Genomic DNA, 16,023 nt, shown 5'->3' with positions numbered 1-16,023 from the left:
TAAATCATCTATGGTGAGCTTTTAAACTTTAAACATAAATAAAATTATATGTGAAGTTTTTTAATTTAGATGAGGATCTATAAGTGAATCCATTCCAGAGGAATAACATATGCTACAGATTTAATATTCTTCATAAAGTTATATACATAAACTAAATTCCTTCAAACGTTTTAAGAAAATATTGAGTATGAACATCGTTAGTGGAACGCTTCCTACCGAAGGCAAACTTATTTCTAGGATTGCTGACTTACAATTATGCATTGTACGACTCCTAAGACAGACCAAATAAGTTCCATATGCTACAGTACTGTTTATCCTTCCGTTATGTTTCGCTATGCACATACAATATTTTCATCTTATACCCATAACTAATGTCCTGCAGACGCTTTATATTATCTTCAAACCCACTATTTCACTAAACTGTAAAATTAAAACCGCTAAATTTCCGAATAAACTGAAAACTCATGAGAAATTGACAAGAAATCTCAATAAGATCTTTTCAATATATCTTAACTTCAATCTCATGGAATCAGGACTCAATAATGATGCTATACAGGGGAGTATTCTATTAAGTAGAATTACAGAAACGATTCTGCTTATGCAGGATAAATAAAAAATTTTCCATTTGATCCTTTAACCTTTGTAAAAATCAGGTATTTAAATGTTATAAACAAAAAACGTAGGAATATTTAATTCCTACGTTTTTCATAAATAAATTTAATTTATTTATACAATTCCTCAAATTCGTCAATCTCAGCTTTACGCTTTAAAAATAGTTCCATATCTTTATTTTCTCTTTCTATTAACCCCAGAGCATGTGTATCATCCAAGGCTAACTCCTTATATCCCCATATATAATCTATAGTTGTATCTTTAACCTGTCTGTGTTCTGCACAATACCATTCTAAAGGTTGTAACGCATCGGATATTTTAAATAATTCTGCTGGATACCATGATGGCATATTTTCACGTTCTCCTAAGATTAAATATGTTAACTCACCACTTTGTAATTTACATATTCCATAAACAATATACTCTTTTTCAATGGTTAAATTAAATGTTTCCTCTGTTATCTTAGATAGGGCATTGCCGGTATTATATAAACAAGTTACTTTCATAACATATTCCCCTTATTTATTTTTATCTTTAAACTTAAAATTCAACCGTTTCACCTGTCCCCACATCAACTGCTTGATAATAACAAGCATAGCGTTTAAAAAGAAATTCATAATATTGCAGAGGTACAGAAACGAGTTGAGATATAAAGAATCAATATGAAAGAAAATCAAATTGATATAATATAAACCGCAGGAATTAAATATTTCCACAGTTTTATGTTTATCTAAGGTCCGTTTAATTATTTTACAACAATATAGAATTTACTTAGCATTTATTCTTCTGCAAATACTTATCTTTCAATTTTTATATCCTTACACCATATTTCTAATTCCATAGGAGGCATAACTATATTACAGGTATATAATTTCAAGCCCTCTTTTTCTACTTCACCGATTTCAATATCATGAAGAAAATATGGTAACTGTTCATATGTAAATGTTTTTATTGGCTTTTCTTTTACATATCCCAAGCTATGTTTGAAATCTATTCTATAGCAACCGCTAAATTGAAAATCTACGTCCTCATTTTCATCCTTATAAGTTAGGTGTACCTCATCACCAAAATAGTCGCATACTAATTTAGTAACCCATGCATCACAATAGTGTAACTTTTCAAATTCTGCTTGTATTCTCTGTACGTTCATTTTCGACCTCAATTCTTACTTTTTATATGGAATATGAGCATCTGGACTTTTAGCATCTACTATACTCCCATTTACATCTAATGGATTTTTATTCTCATCATATAAATGTACATGATCATATTTTGTTACTTTATCTGGTGGATCTATTCTCATCCTTATTGTACCATTACCATCTCGAACATGAACAAACCCATTATTCTCTGTGTATTTCCATCCTTCAGGAAGTTTTTCTAGTATTTCTTTTTTAGACATATTGGGTATGTTTCGAGCATTTATTTTACCAAAAGCATTTGTGTACTTTGCAGCCGCCTCTAATGCTTTACCTTTCTTTTCAAGGTCACCAATCTTCCCTACAACTTTACCGATAACCCGTGTTGTACCACCAGATACGACGGCCAATGTGCCCCATGCATAATCGTCTGGACCGTATTTTTGACCTGTTACTAAGTCTTCACCTTTGATAAGTTGTCCAATTTCTTTTCCTGTACCAATTATTGGTGTAATACCCAATACGAATGATAAATCCCCATCATTCGCACGATTATAAATACGAGATGGATCTCCACCTAAATCACGCAATGCGTTATTCAAATTAATATTCCCAATGTTAGCTGCCGCTGCAGGGATATTATACTTATGTTGGGCAATTTTTGAAGCTGTTCCCATAAACGCATTTCCAAAGTCTAATCCTGTATTAACATCATTATAGATACCTGGTACTCTTTCTTGAAATGCTTGTAAATCTTTTGCTATAACTGGAACATTTTTTCTTGTTACTTGTACAAGTTCCTCCATCCCAGGTTTCGCCGCATCTATAGAGTGTTTTAATCGAATCGTACTTGTTGCAATGTTTCCTAAATCCTCAAATGTACCATTGTCGTGTAATACTTGCTGAATACGCTTATGACTCTCTGCTAATTCATGAAACGCATCTGTAGTTTGTTTTAAATACACATTAAATTGATCCTGGAACTTTAATACGTTTTGTGTATCTTCCATGATGACTGCATAAATTTGATTATTAAACTCTACCATTTGATCAAGAGATTTTACCACTTCTTGCTGGAATCGAAGCATTTCCTTAGACCCTCTAAGGATTAATTCTGAAAAATGCTTTGCTCGGTCTTCTGCATATTGTCCAAGATCATCACCATAAATTCCAGCTCTTTTTGCATCAGCCTGAAACATTTCTATCAGCTGTCGCATCTCTTCTTTTGTTAAGTGGTCCCAGTCATTCTTAATTTTTTTTCCCAGGACTTTCATTTTTTGATCAAATTCTAGTATTTGTTTTTTCTGTTCTTCTAGGTCATGTTTCGCATCTTCAGCGTCTTTTGCAACATTATTCATCAATTCAATTGAATCAGTGGTACTATTTTCTAAATCTTGTAGAGTTTTTAATGTATTATTGAGTAAAGGCTCGTCACTTTTGATGTATTTAAAAACACCTTCAAAAATTTTCAATTTACCATTTAATAAAGATAACGGTGTCTTTGCTTCTTGGTCAAAAATAATGGCATCATGGATACGTACATACCCTTTTTCACCTTTATATTTTACTTCATACCAAGAACCAACTTTTCCTGTTACTTCTATTAATTCTCCAGTATTTACTCGCTTTGCTCGTAAAACTTTCTTTAAGTCTGGTTCTGGATATACTTTTTTTACAAGAGATTCTAACGTGATCCAACCTTTTATCATTTCTCCATCATTATTAAAAGAGAAAACCTTGTCTTTATAGGTAAAATCTCCTGTTTGTAAGGCACCATTTGGATGTAACAGATACCAATCATATTCTAATTTCATCCAACCACTTTTTGGTTCACTTTCATAACTAAAGTAGTACGGTTTTCCATCTACTTGTTGCATACCTCGGGATAAGATACCACTTTTATCAAAATAATGCATTTTACCATCAATATACTGAATACCTTTTTGTAACGCACCGGATTTATTCGCATAATATTTCGCGCCACCTATATCAACCCAACCGGTTTGCATAAAGCCATCAGGTCCAAAATAGTATTGTTTATTATCAATAGTCTGAAGGCCTGTTACACGACTTCCATTTTTTAAATAATACGTCCATTTCCCCTCTTCTTGCACCCATCCTTTTGCATTATCAAATAACAACATAGATTTTAATTGTTGGAAATCATAATACACATTATTTACGTTCTCAATTAACTCGTGAATTTCTTTCTCCTGGTTTTTAATTACATTTGGAGGAAAGTATTTTTCTGGATCTTTTTTATACTCCGTTAGTATAAATCGCGTGAGGCTTGTTCCTTCTTTTACAACATCCCAAGAACGTGTGGGATTTTCTCCTATGACTACGGATTCAAATATTCTTACATACCCTATTTCTCCTTGGTATTTTACTTGATACCAAATACCTTGTTTACCAATAACCTCTAATATATCTCCGTCTTTTACAGGCTTTGATTCCAATAAAAATTTTGTTTCTGGTTTAGGATACATTCTTTTAATTTTAGAACGTAATGTAATCCATCCTTTTTCCATTTCCCCATATTTATTAATTTCAAATTGTTTCCCTTGATAGGTAATAACACCTGTTGCATATTTCCCATCACGTATATAACTCCAAGCTGTTCCTGAAAAACTCCATCCGGTTTGTAATTTTCCAGGTTCTTTATAATGAAGCCATTCATTTCCGACTTGTTTTTTCCCTTCAAACAACCTACCATCTTTGAAGAATTCATATTCTATTCCATCTAATGTGATTGTTTCTGTTCTTTTACTGCCATCTTTTTCATAATAATACCAATTCTCTTTCTCCTTCACCCAGCCTACTTTATTTAAAACTTCGGCTGCTGCTGTAAATGTTGGTGCATAGGTAGAAAATAATAAAAATAATGATACAATAAGTCCTATGACTTTCTTCATACTCGCATCTCCTTATCAATTCATTAAAAACTTTTTAATTATATATTAGATTTTAATGTTATTAAAAATATTCAATATAAATATGCATAATTGCATATTTATATTCTTGATAGTGCGATCCCAATCATACTGGGAAGGATTTTTTCCGTATCCCTAAATTATCTTTACCCCAAAAAAAGAACCTGTTTTCCATAGAAAACAGGTTCTTTTTCATTATTACTTCTCCGCTATACAATCTTTTATTTTTTGTACTCAAATAATTAAGATTTTTAAATAAAAAGTTTCGAAGTGAAACCCTTCTTTTGCTCAAAATAGATAGAGTATACTACAACAGTATTGGTTCTTTAATTAATGGTAAATACTCTATACTCATAGCATAATTTAATAACAAATTGATATACTCTTGATTTGGCTCTAAACAATGTATGTTCTTCAAATATCCTTGCGTGTATAAACAAGATGGTATAGCTACTGATAGCTCTTCTACAGATTCTAATAAAGGCATTATGAGCTCTAAAGCTTTCTGTTCATCAGTAGTTAAATTCGTATTAAAAAACTTCTCTATATATTTTTCTTGTTTCATTAACAGGATATCGTATCCAAAAGCTTGTAAACTATTAATAAATTGTTCCCATTTTAGCTGAATTGGATTACAAATATGCATGGTTTTATTTACTGTATTGGCCTTATAAGATAATTCAGTAATAGCTAAACTTCCATAGTCTACAGGCGTTAAATCTACATACGTATTGACGTCAGGAGCTATGCTAGATAGGCATATCCCTTTTAATAATCTATAAAATGCGTTTTCATTAATATTGTATTGAAATTTACCTGTTTTAGAGTTACCCACTAAATTCCCTACACGGTATATTGTGGCACGAACTTCTTTTTCCATTGCTTCTCTAACCATTTTCTCGCCTTGAAACTTACTTTCTAGGTACAGATTATCTAAATTTTGTCCTCTATCAAAATTAGACTCAAAAAATTCAAATTCTTTTGGATCGCTTTCAGCCTGACCTACTACACTTAAAGTCGATATATAATGAAAACGTGCATTTGTGTTCTTAGCTAATTCCAATAAGTATTTTGTAGACTGAACATTTACCTTTTGAAAATGCTCACGTTCTCCATAGTGTCTAACTTCTCCACCACAATGTATGATTGACTCTACCTTATTCTTTAAATGGTCCAATTGCTTTGAATCTAGACCTAGATTCATCTGAGATAAATCTCCTTCAATTAACTCTACTTTCACCTTCAACTTTTGGAGAATTTCTTTACCGAAATAAAACTCCATTCTTTCTTTTAACTTTGCACCAATTACTTGATCCTCATTTTTTCTTACTAAACAGTAAATAGTCGTAGATGGTAACTGTAATAATCGTTCTAAAATATGTGCTCCTAAATATCCTGTTGCCCCTGTAAGGAAAACTGCTTTTGGATAATTCACCATATCTAACTCACATTCTTCTAATTTAGTTGTTTCATAAACAGGAGTCGTTTTCGTTTCATTTTCCCTACATGCTACATTCATATTTTTCTCTTTCTTGAACGACATATCTTCCATCTCTTCAATATGAGAGGCTAATTTTTCTATGGTTCTATACTTAAAGAAATCTTGAATTTTCAAGTTAGGATATAACGGTTTTAATTTGACTAATACCGGCATAACTTTTAAAGAATGTCCACCCAAATTAAAGAAATCATCTTTTAAACCTATAGATTTTACGTTTAGAACTTCAGACCATACCTTTGCAATGTTTTTTTGTACTTTAGTTTGAGGCTTAAGTATACACTCATCCTTTTGCTCATGATCAAACTCTATTTCTGGTAGTTTTTCAAAATCAATTTTCCCATTCGCCGTTATTGGTATTTCTAAGACATGAGAGTAATATTTAGGGACCATATATTCTGGCAATACATTTGATAAATGTATTGCTAACTTATTTTTCTCTATCCCTATACCGTCCACTGTTTTATAATAAGCTTGCAGTAACATTCCATCTTTCGTTTGTGTTACCACAGCCTGACTTACCCCCTCAAGTTGTAACATTGCATCTTCTATTTCTCCTAATTCAATTCTGTGCCCTCTAATTTTAACCTGTTTATCTTTTCTTCCCATAAATTCTATATTTCCATTTGGTAACCACCTTGCTAAATCACCTGTTCGATATAATCTTTTACTATTGTCTTCTGAAAATGGATTTGAAATAAATGCCTGTTTTGTTTTTTTTTCCTGCTTCCAATACCCTTGGGCCAATCCTAAACTTTCAATATATAATTCACCCATAGCCCCTACCGGACAATGTTGCATATATGAATTCAATATATGAACCTTTGTATTAGAAATAGGAATACCAATTGGTATACTTCCTAAAAGATTATTGTCGCCTTCTAAAACTGGTATGAAATAATACATTGCTGAAACGGTTGCTTCAGTAGGGCCATACTCATTTACCAGCTGTACTTGGTTTTTAAAAGTACTTTGCCAACTTCTAATAGCATTTGTTGATGCAGCTTCCCCTCCCATTATTATAAATCTTAAAGAACGTATCTTTTCGCAATCCAGTTTCGTTAATGAAGTCGATAATTCATTGAAAAATACTGTTGGTAAGTCAGAAATAGTTGCTTGTGTTTCTTGAATGGCTTGAGCATATGCGACAGTTGAATAGCGCTGTTCATCACTTAATACATATAGTTCCGCCCCATTTAACAAGGTAGAAAAAATTTCTGATACTGAAGAATCAAAACTATGGGAATAAAACTGTGTTACTTTATCATTTGAAGAAATCTGAAATACTTCATTTCTCCATTCAACTAAATTTAATACTCCTTTATGTGTTAATAATGTACCTTTTGGTTTACCTGTTGATCCTGAAGTATAAATTACATATGCCAAATCATATGGTTTATTTAAAATTTTCACATCATCATTTATAGTCGCACGATATATATCCTCTATTATTGAAATCTTATAATTACTTACATTCAAATGACTTTTGTATTTGTTACTCGTTATAATTCTACATGCCTCACTGTCACGAACTATATAATTTATTCTATCCTCAGGGTATTTTACATCGATTGGTATATAGGCAGCACCGGCTTTTAATATTCCAAGCATAGAAACGATACTATTCATACTTCTATCTAAAAATATGGCTACCTTATCTCCCCTTTTTATACCATTTTCGAGTAAATGTTGAGCTACTTGATTAGAGCTCATATTTAATTGTCTATATGTTAAAGATTCCGTTTCAGTCGCTATAGCAATCCGATTGGGTTGTCTATCTACTTGCATATGGAATTGCTCCTGTATATTTTGAAAATAAGGATATGGTCTTTCTGTATGATTTACCTTTTTATATAAAGATTCTTCTTCCTGTGATAGGAATGAAAGATTTTCATATGCTACTGTTCTTCGATGAATAAAGGCGTCCAGTATAGTAAGTAAATTTTGAGTAAACCTATTAATTGACTCTTCCTTGAAAAGATTAAAATCATACTCAAATGAAACCCCTACATAATCCAATCCTTCTTCAACAGCTAAAGAAATGTCAAACTTACTAATATCTTGTTTATTAGGTAACAACTGAAGCTTATACGCATCATGTTGCTGCAGAATTTCTTTCTGATAACTAAACATAGTAGAAAAGATCGGGTTATTCCCAAAGCTTCTATCAGGATTTATTTGCTCAATTACTTTATCAAATGGGTACGATTGATTTTGGAAAGAATTCAAACATTTTTCTCTCACTACTTGTAATAGCTGTGTTAAATTTTTCACATCATTTAATTGTGTTCTAATTGCTAGGGTATTTACAAAAAATCCTTGTATTTGTTCAAATTCTTGATGATTCCTTCCAACAACCGGTGTACCTACAATAATATCTTTTTGATTCGTTAGATAATGTAACAATTGAATATACGCTGCTAAAAATAACATATACATAGAAACATTCTCTTGTTCACATACTTGTTTCAAAGACTCTTTCATTTCATTATCTAACTTCATTTCAAATACTGTACCCTTATTTGTACTTTGACGATTCCTACTAAAATCCAAAGGAAGATTTAGTATAGGAAGAGGTGCTGCAAGTTCGGCCATCCAATAAGATTTTTCCGTATCCCACCGACCTAAATTTAACTGCTCCTGTTCCCACTCAGCATAATCTACATATCGATTAGAGATAGTTGGCAACTCAGGATTTCTACGTTTTGCAAAGGCACTATATACCTTCATTAATTCATCTAATAAATTCCTTACACTCCACTCATCTGTAATAATGTGATGTAAATTGATATATAAATAAGATTTTTTCTTATTCAGATTAAAAATTCTAATCCTAAAAAGAGGGCCATTTTCTAAATCAAATGGTGCATGATCCGTTTGATTTATTGTTGTACGTATATATTCTTGTTGTTCTTTTTTAGACATATGTTCAATCTCATCGTGAATCAAATCAATCGCTATTGAGTTTAAGATGACTTGTCTAGGCTCCCCATTTCTTTCAATAAACACTGTTCGTAGCATCTCGTGTCGTTCAACTAAAAATCTTATGGTATCTTGTAAAATATCCTTTTTTAAACTCGGCTCAATATATATGTGTAGTGGTGTATCATATACTCTATTAATGGCGTTATACTTATTTAAAAACCAGATTCTTTTTTGAGCACTTGATAATTGATAACTTTCCTTATCTGCAACTTTTAATACTTGCGTCTCCTGTTCTTCCCTATCATGATTTACTGCCATTAATTTATCGATGTAAGCAGACAGACTAGCAATCGTTGTATGCTCAAAAATATCTCTAATTTCAATTTTTAGATGAAACTCTTTTTGAATTTGATTTAACACTTGCACAGCAATTAATGAATGTCCCCCAAGTTTAAAAAAGTCATCATCTCTGCCGATTCTATATTTCCCTAAATTTAAAATCGCTGCCCATGTTTTTGCCAATCTTTTTTCTGTTTCACTTATCGGTGGAACATATTGCTTCTGCATGTTTTCAAGTAAAGATGGGATTTGTAATTCTAATTTTTTTCTATCAAGTTTCCCGCTTGGTGATACAGGAAAACTTTCAAGGTGAAATACATAATTTGGCATCATAAAATCTGGTAAACTTTCACTTAAGAATGTTTTTAATGCCTCTTGTTTTAGTTCTGTATTGTCTTTTGATAAATAAAAGCTAACGATTTTGTCGTTTTGATAAGTAAATACTACAGCATCTCTCACTTCTGGATGTTTAAATAATGTTCCTTCAATTTCATCCAGCTCAATTCGATACCCACGTATTTTTACTTGATTATCTTTCCTTCCGATAAATTCTAAATTTCCATTCGGTAAAAGACGTACTAAATCTCCAGTACGATACATCTTTTTATCATGATTATAGGATTTATCGAAAGAAATAAACGCCTCTTTTGTTTTTTCCTTTTGATTTAAATATCCGTTGGCAACTCCATCACCGCCAATAAATAACTCACCTACTACACCTGACGGACATAACGTATTAAACGGACTAACCACGAAAACTTCACTATTAGCAATTGGTTTACCTATTGGGATATTAGAGATTTCTTTTTGTATCTCACCATTTACTTCATACATCGTTGCACATACAGTAGTTTCAGTAGGACCATATGCATTAAGAACTGGAATCTTTAACCCTAATTTGCTTTGCCATTTACGAACTGATTCAGCAGGTAAAGTTTCCCCTCCCACAAATACACGTTTTACAGAATTTAATTTAAGTAACATTTCTTTTGGCATATCAGCTATTAATTTAAAAAACGCAGTTGGTAAAACCACATTTGTAATACCATTCTTTTGACTTACATTTATAAATTCCTCTGCTGAACGTTTTTCGATTTCAGAAATTAAATGCATTCTTCCTCCACATAGCAAAATCGGAAATATTTCCATAATGGAGGCGTCAAAAATGATCGTTGCAAATTGTAAAAATACATCTTCTTTGCCTAAATGAAATGTATTGATTACTGAATATGATAAATTAATTACGCCTTTATGTGGTACTACGACTCCTTTTGGTAAACCTGTTGAACCTGACGTGTAGATAATATAAGCTGCATCTTCTATGGTATGTGTAGGCGCAATATTTTCTATGGAATTAGCGTAATGAAAATCTTCTAGATAAATTGTATGAATCGCAAAACTTTCAACCAATCCCCTGTATTCTTTCTTCGTAATAATCATTTGACTTTCGCTATCTTTTAAGATGTATTCTATTCTTTTTTCAGGAAACTTTGGATCAATTGGTACATAAACTCCACCTGATTTTAAGATGCCTAGAATCCATACAATGGTATCAATCTCTCTCTCCATTGTAATACTTACACGTTGTCCCTTTTTCAAATCATTTTCACGTAAATAATTCGCTATTTGATTTGACCTTTGCTGCAATTCATAATAGGTAATGGATTTATCCCCCATAGAAATTGCTATTTGATTTGGCGATTTTAATGTTTGTAGATCGATTAATTGATCTAGTGTTTTTGAATTAGGATACGTAAGAGCGTTTGAATTCATTTCTTTGTATAGACGATGATCTTTCTCTAAAAGCAAATCCAGTGAATGAATAGGTTCATTCACATTCTTCATTAGTTTTTGCAACAAATATATATATCTTTCAACTAAATCACTAATACTCTCTGGTTTATATAATGCTGAGTTATAGTCAACCTCAATTTTATTCTCTGTTTCCCCTTCATACCTCATTATTCTCCAAGTCATATTAAAAGGATTTACTCTTTTACAATCTGTTAAAACTGTTGACTCAATATCAGGAATTTTTAATTCCGGTATCTTCATCGTATTAAATGCTGTGGAATATACCATATTATGATTTGTATCTAGATTTAAATCTTTTACTATATGTGAGTAAGGATTATGTTTATACGTAATAGCTAGATGAATAGATTTATTAACTTTATTAAGTATCCCCTTAAATGTCTCTCCCTTTTCTATTGTTATACGTATAGGTACTGTATTAACAAAATAACCAAAAGTATTTCGTTCTTCTGTATGTGGTCTAGTATTAATTGGAATACCAACAATTATCTCTTCAGCATTTGTCATTTGATGAAGTAAGGTACAATAAGTACTTAACATTACTCGATAAATACTTATATTATTTTTTTTAGCAAAACATTGTATTTGATAAAATAAAGCCGAATTAATATTCTTACTTATATTTTTATCTGTATATCTTTTTTCATTCATTTTATTAAAATCAATAGGAAACTCTGTAGGAGTTAATTCACCTTGTAAATAATCTTTCCAATACGATGATCCATCTTTATATATTGCACTATCAATAAAACCCTCCTCATACTCTACGAGGTTCTTATAAGGAGATTCAAATTTTACATTCGTCTTTCCTTGAAGTAATTCACCATACGTATTGGATAATTGTCGGATGAAAACTCCTAAACTCCATCCATCGTAAATAATGTGATGAAACATTAGATGTAAAATAAATGTATCTTCACTGAATTTAATGATGTGGAATTTAAACAAAGGCCCCTCCTCTAAACTAAATTTCTCATTCACTATAGATTCTAAGAAATTTTTAAAAATAGATTTTTGTTGTGTGTTTTTAAAAGCAGTTAAATCCTTAATTGGTATATCAAATTCTACATTCTTTTGAATTAATTGCTTTATTTTTTCATCCCTCTTCTTAAATATTGTACGTAGCGCCGGATGTGATTGCACTATTATGGTAAGCGCTTTCTCCAAAACCTCTATCTGAAGTTTTCCTTTTAACTTTATTATAATCGGTTCATTGTTCATTCCTTTTTCTATTTCCATTTGATGAGCTATCCATAATGCTTCTTGGCCTACCGTTGCATCCAATTCTTCTACAATTTCATATTTCTCTTGTATTTCTTTCATATGAATTTCTCCTTTTATAAATATTTAAAAACGGATAATATTTACAGTTACAACTATATGTACATATTCTGCAATTTGTAAATCTATATTTTCCGACTAAATTCAACATTTATTTCAATTATTGCATAGTTATTAAAATTATGAATAAAACTCATATTTATACTGTAACAGTTCATACTTTTATTCAATTTAAGCATAAAAAACCATTTCACTAATAATTCTAATTTCTTTTTATACAGTATTCTTGCATATATTTATTAAAGTAAATTGCCTAATTTATTCTCCGAAATAAATTCAAGAATATTCCAACTGGTCACTATATATACTTCTTATAACATAAACTGTAAAGGAGGAGTCCGTACATAATGGAATATAGATTATTAGGCAACACAGGATTAATAGTTTCAGAGATAGGATTTGGTTCTTGGGCAATTGGTGGAGATGAATGGGGTGCAGTAAAAGATAATGAATCCATTGATGCAATTGAGAAAGCAATTGATCTAGGGGTCAATTTTATTGACACTGCTGATGTTTATGGATTAGGTCATAGTGAAACACTCGTTGCAAAAGCTATAAATAATCGCAGGCAAGATATAATCCTTTCTACAAAAGGTGGTTTAATTGGTCATCATTATGACCCCGATCAACCAGCCGTTTATGGAGATCCTCAAAAGATCATTGATGCGTTTGAGGCTAGTTTACTGCGGCTTAAAACTGACTATATAGATGTGTACTTTTGTCATATTTGGTGGGATAAACCTGAAGAAACAGAAGCCTTTCTACAAGCATTCCAAACCTTAAAAAAATCTGGCAAAGTGAGAGCAGTTGGCGTTTCTACTAATGATTTAGATTATATTAAACATTTTAATCAGAATGATGATTTAGATGTTGTACAATTCGATTACAGTATTCTGAATAAAGAGCCCGAAAAAGACATCCTTCCTTATATTGAAAAACATAATTTAGGTGCTGTGATAAGAGGTCCACTTAAGATGGGAATTTTAACTGGGAAATTTAATCATGAAACTCAATTTCCAGACGATGATTTAAGAAAAGATTGGCCAAAAGAAAAATGGTTTAAAGATAGCTTAAACACAGTAGAGAAATTACGTTCACTTGTACGTTCAAATCGAAGTTTAGCGCAAGTAGCTTTACGTTATGTTTTAAGTCACCCAGCAGTTTCAGTTGCTATTCCTGGTGCAAAAAATTCTACTCAGGTTGAAGAAAACTCTTCCCACTTAACTCGTCCATTATTATTAGATAATGAAATTGAATTCATTAAAAAGCTTTGATCAGCTCGTTATTCTCCCATAAAAATCAAACTGATTTAGCTACCAAATCCATACCATTACTGCTTCTCCACTAAAACATATCTTTAACACTTCCACCTTATTTTTTCCCTTTTCTCAGCAATATCTACAGTTTATAGGGTAGTTGAGCTCTTATATTCAACTACCTTATAATTGGTTTAAATTATATTAAAATATCTACTACATTAGTTGAATACATGCTAGAGTATCATGCAAACCAAAAAAAACAATTAATTCAGAAATATTTTTAGAAACTTCATTATCTCACAATTACTTTTTTAAAAATTAATCAAAAAATTTTTCTTTACTTTAAATTCCATAGTTCATATAATCTTCTATGGAATTACATTTTTTTCTAAATAGCTCCTCATTTCTAAGCATTCTAAAGGGCAATTACAAATTATTACACCCTTATGTTTAACCAAGTAAAATAAAAATCCAGTTTTTCACAAGGAGAAGTGACTGCATGCAAGATATTTTAAAACTATTTCCGAGCGTTGACGGAAATGAAGAAAAACAACAACTATTATTAGAATCTATGCAGAAAATAATTAAAAATCTTGACCAATTAAAAAATGAAGAGCGAGCTACTTTAGGTAAATGTGAGGAAAAATCAGAAGGATACTACAATGACTTAATTCACCAAAGTCATATTCCACTAGCTGGAATTACTATGTCTGAGGTTATAGAAGAGCTAAACCAATTTATGAATGGTCATCCGTATCCAAATAAATATTACTTGTCTAACGCTGTACCACTACCAAGTATACCTTCACTATTAGGGGTAATGACAATGGCACTTTTAAATGGTAATGGTGTTTGGGATGTATATGGTCCAGGGGCAGCAGAAGCAGAAGTAAAAGTTGTATCCATGCTTTCAAAACTGATAGGTTATAATCCACATAATAGCGGCGGCTATACAACATGGGGTGGACAAGGTTGTGTATTTTCGAGCTTACGTTTAGCAATTTCTAAACAATTCCCATTAGCAAAAGAACATGGTGCTCCACAAAATGTATATTGCTTTGCTTCTGAAAATGCACACTATAGTTTATTAAAGTCAGCTGAAGCAACTGGCATTGGGTCAAATTACTTAATAAAAGTGAAAACTGATCCTTATACAAGTTCTATGGATATAGAAGACTTAGAGGCTAAAATGATACAAGTTATTAAAAATGGCGGTATCCCCCTTTATATTCTAGCTACCATGGGATCAACAGACACATTTACTATTGATGATATAAGAAAAATTAAAGAGAGCGCTGAAGCAATACAGAAAAAATATAAATTAAAACCGATTTATATCCATGCTGATTCTGCAATGGGCGGATTCTATAGTTTCTTTAATAATTATAGTTTTGAAGAAAATCCACTCTCATTTGAATCTAATGTAAAAAATGCCTTACAATACGTACAAGATAAAATGCAATATATGTCCCTTGCAGATAGTGTATGTTTTGATTTTCATAAATTAGGACAAACACCTTATGCTTCAAGTATTTTAATCGTAAAAAATCATACTGATTTACAACTGATGGATATTGAACAAGATGATACACCTTATCTTGGTAATAGATCATATGGGAGTTATCATACAGGATATACTTTAGAATGTTCACGAGCTGGTAGTGCTATTCCGATGTATATCAATCTATTAGCCTTTGGAATTGAAGGATATCAAAAACTACTAGCAAATTATATTCGTGTAAATCTATTATTTAGAGACAAGTTGCGCAAGGCCCTCCCTCAAGTCGCAATCACAAATGATTTTACATATGGACCAATTACAACTTTCCGTTTCTATCTAAATGGAGATAGCCAAGAAAATTGGGAAAAAGAACGAATAGGCCTTACAACAAAAGAAGAGATTGAGGATACAAACCGGTTAAATATAGAACTATTTAATTATCTAGGAAAAAATCGCGATCAAGTATTTTTTGGTGATACAACTCGTTCTTGTGTAGTAGATGTAATAAACAGTTATGATAGAAATCCGATTTCTACATTAAAATTCTTTTCTATCTCTCCATATACAACTGTTGAATGTATAGATGATATCGTAGGATTTCTTTATAAACATATTTCGATTGCTACTAAACAGATTCATTCATATGTTTAATAACCATTTT

General features: G+C 31.4%; 6 protein-coding genes. 2 read left to right on the top strand and 4 right to left on the bottom strand.

All coding sequences use genetic code 11. From position 1 onward, the window contains the following. Nucleotides 1–722: 722 nt before the first annotated feature. The 4 genes from MHB52_RS30060 to MHB52_RS30045 form a co-directional block, all read right to left on the bottom strand. Nucleotides 723–1,118, bottom strand: coding sequence for a hypothetical protein (locus MHB52_RS30060; RefSeq protein ID WP_061663546.1), 396 nt, complete (start codon nt 1,116–1,118; stop codon nt 723–725). A gap of 290 nt (nt 1,119–1,408) precedes the next feature. Next, entirely contained in the window at nt 1,409–1,762 is a 354-nt protein-coding gene (locus MHB52_RS30055; protein WP_061663545.1) for a hypothetical protein, read from the bottom strand. A gap of 15 nt (nt 1,763–1,777) precedes the next feature. Beyond that, nucleotides 1,778–4,666 (bottom strand): pre-toxin TG domain-containing protein, encoded by a 2,889-nt coding sequence (locus MHB52_RS30050; RefSeq protein WP_061663544.1) that lies wholly within the window; start codon nt 4,664–4,666, stop codon nt 1,778–1,780. Between the two features lie 325 nt (nt 4,667–4,991). Then, the gene (locus MHB52_RS30045; protein ID WP_061663543.1) at nt 4,992–12,584 is read right to left on the bottom strand and encodes a non-ribosomal peptide synthetase; all 7,593 of its coding nucleotides are present in this window, start codon (nt 12,582–12,584) and stop codon (nt 4,992–4,994) included. A 365-nt stretch (nt 12,585–12,949) separates the two neighbouring features. Between MHB52_RS30045 and MHB52_RS30040 the strand changes: the two genes are divergently transcribed. Then, entirely contained in the window at nt 12,950–13,876 is a 927-nt protein-coding gene (locus MHB52_RS30040) for an aldo/keto reductase (RefSeq protein WP_061663542.1), read from the top strand. Between the two features lie 484 nt (nt 13,877–14,360). After that, entirely contained in the window at nt 14,361–16,013 is a 1,653-nt protein-coding gene (locus MHB52_RS30035) for a pyridoxal phosphate-dependent decarboxylase family protein (RefSeq protein WP_061663541.1), read from the top strand. Nucleotides 16,014–16,023 lie beyond the last annotated feature (10 nt).

The sequence above is a fragment of the Bacillus sp. FSL K6-0073 genome, from assembly GCF_038006085.1.
In the GTDB taxonomy this organism is placed as follows: Bacteria; Bacillota; Bacilli; order Bacillales; family Bacillaceae_G; genus Bacillus_A; species Bacillus_A cereus.
Note: the sequence above shows the minus strand (reverse complement) of the source record. Positions and strands in the feature narration are given on the sequence as shown.

Excerpts from the sequence above, each read along its gene's own strand:
- MHB52_RS30040 (WP_061663542.1), top strand. The coding sequence starts at position 12,950 with ATGGAATATAGATTATTAGGCAACACAGGATTAATAGTTTCAGAGATA.
- MHB52_RS30045 (WP_061663543.1), bottom strand. The coding sequence starts at position 12,584 with ATGAAAGAAATACAAGAGAAATATGAAATTGTAGAAGAATTGGATGCA.
- MHB52_RS30060 (WP_061663546.1), bottom strand. The coding sequence starts at position 1,118 with ATGAAAGTAACTTGTTTATATAATACCGGCAATGCCCTATCTAAGATA.
- MHB52_RS30050 (WP_061663544.1), bottom strand. The coding sequence starts at position 4,666 with ATGAAGAAAGTCATAGGACTTATTGTATCATTATTTTTATTATTTTCT.
- MHB52_RS30055 (WP_061663545.1), bottom strand. The coding sequence starts at position 1,762 with ATGAACGTACAGAGAATACAAGCAGAATTTGAAAAGTTACACTATTGT.
- MHB52_RS30035 (WP_061663541.1), top strand. The coding sequence starts at position 14,361 with ATGCAAGATATTTTAAAACTATTTCCGAGCGTTGACGGAAATGAAGAA.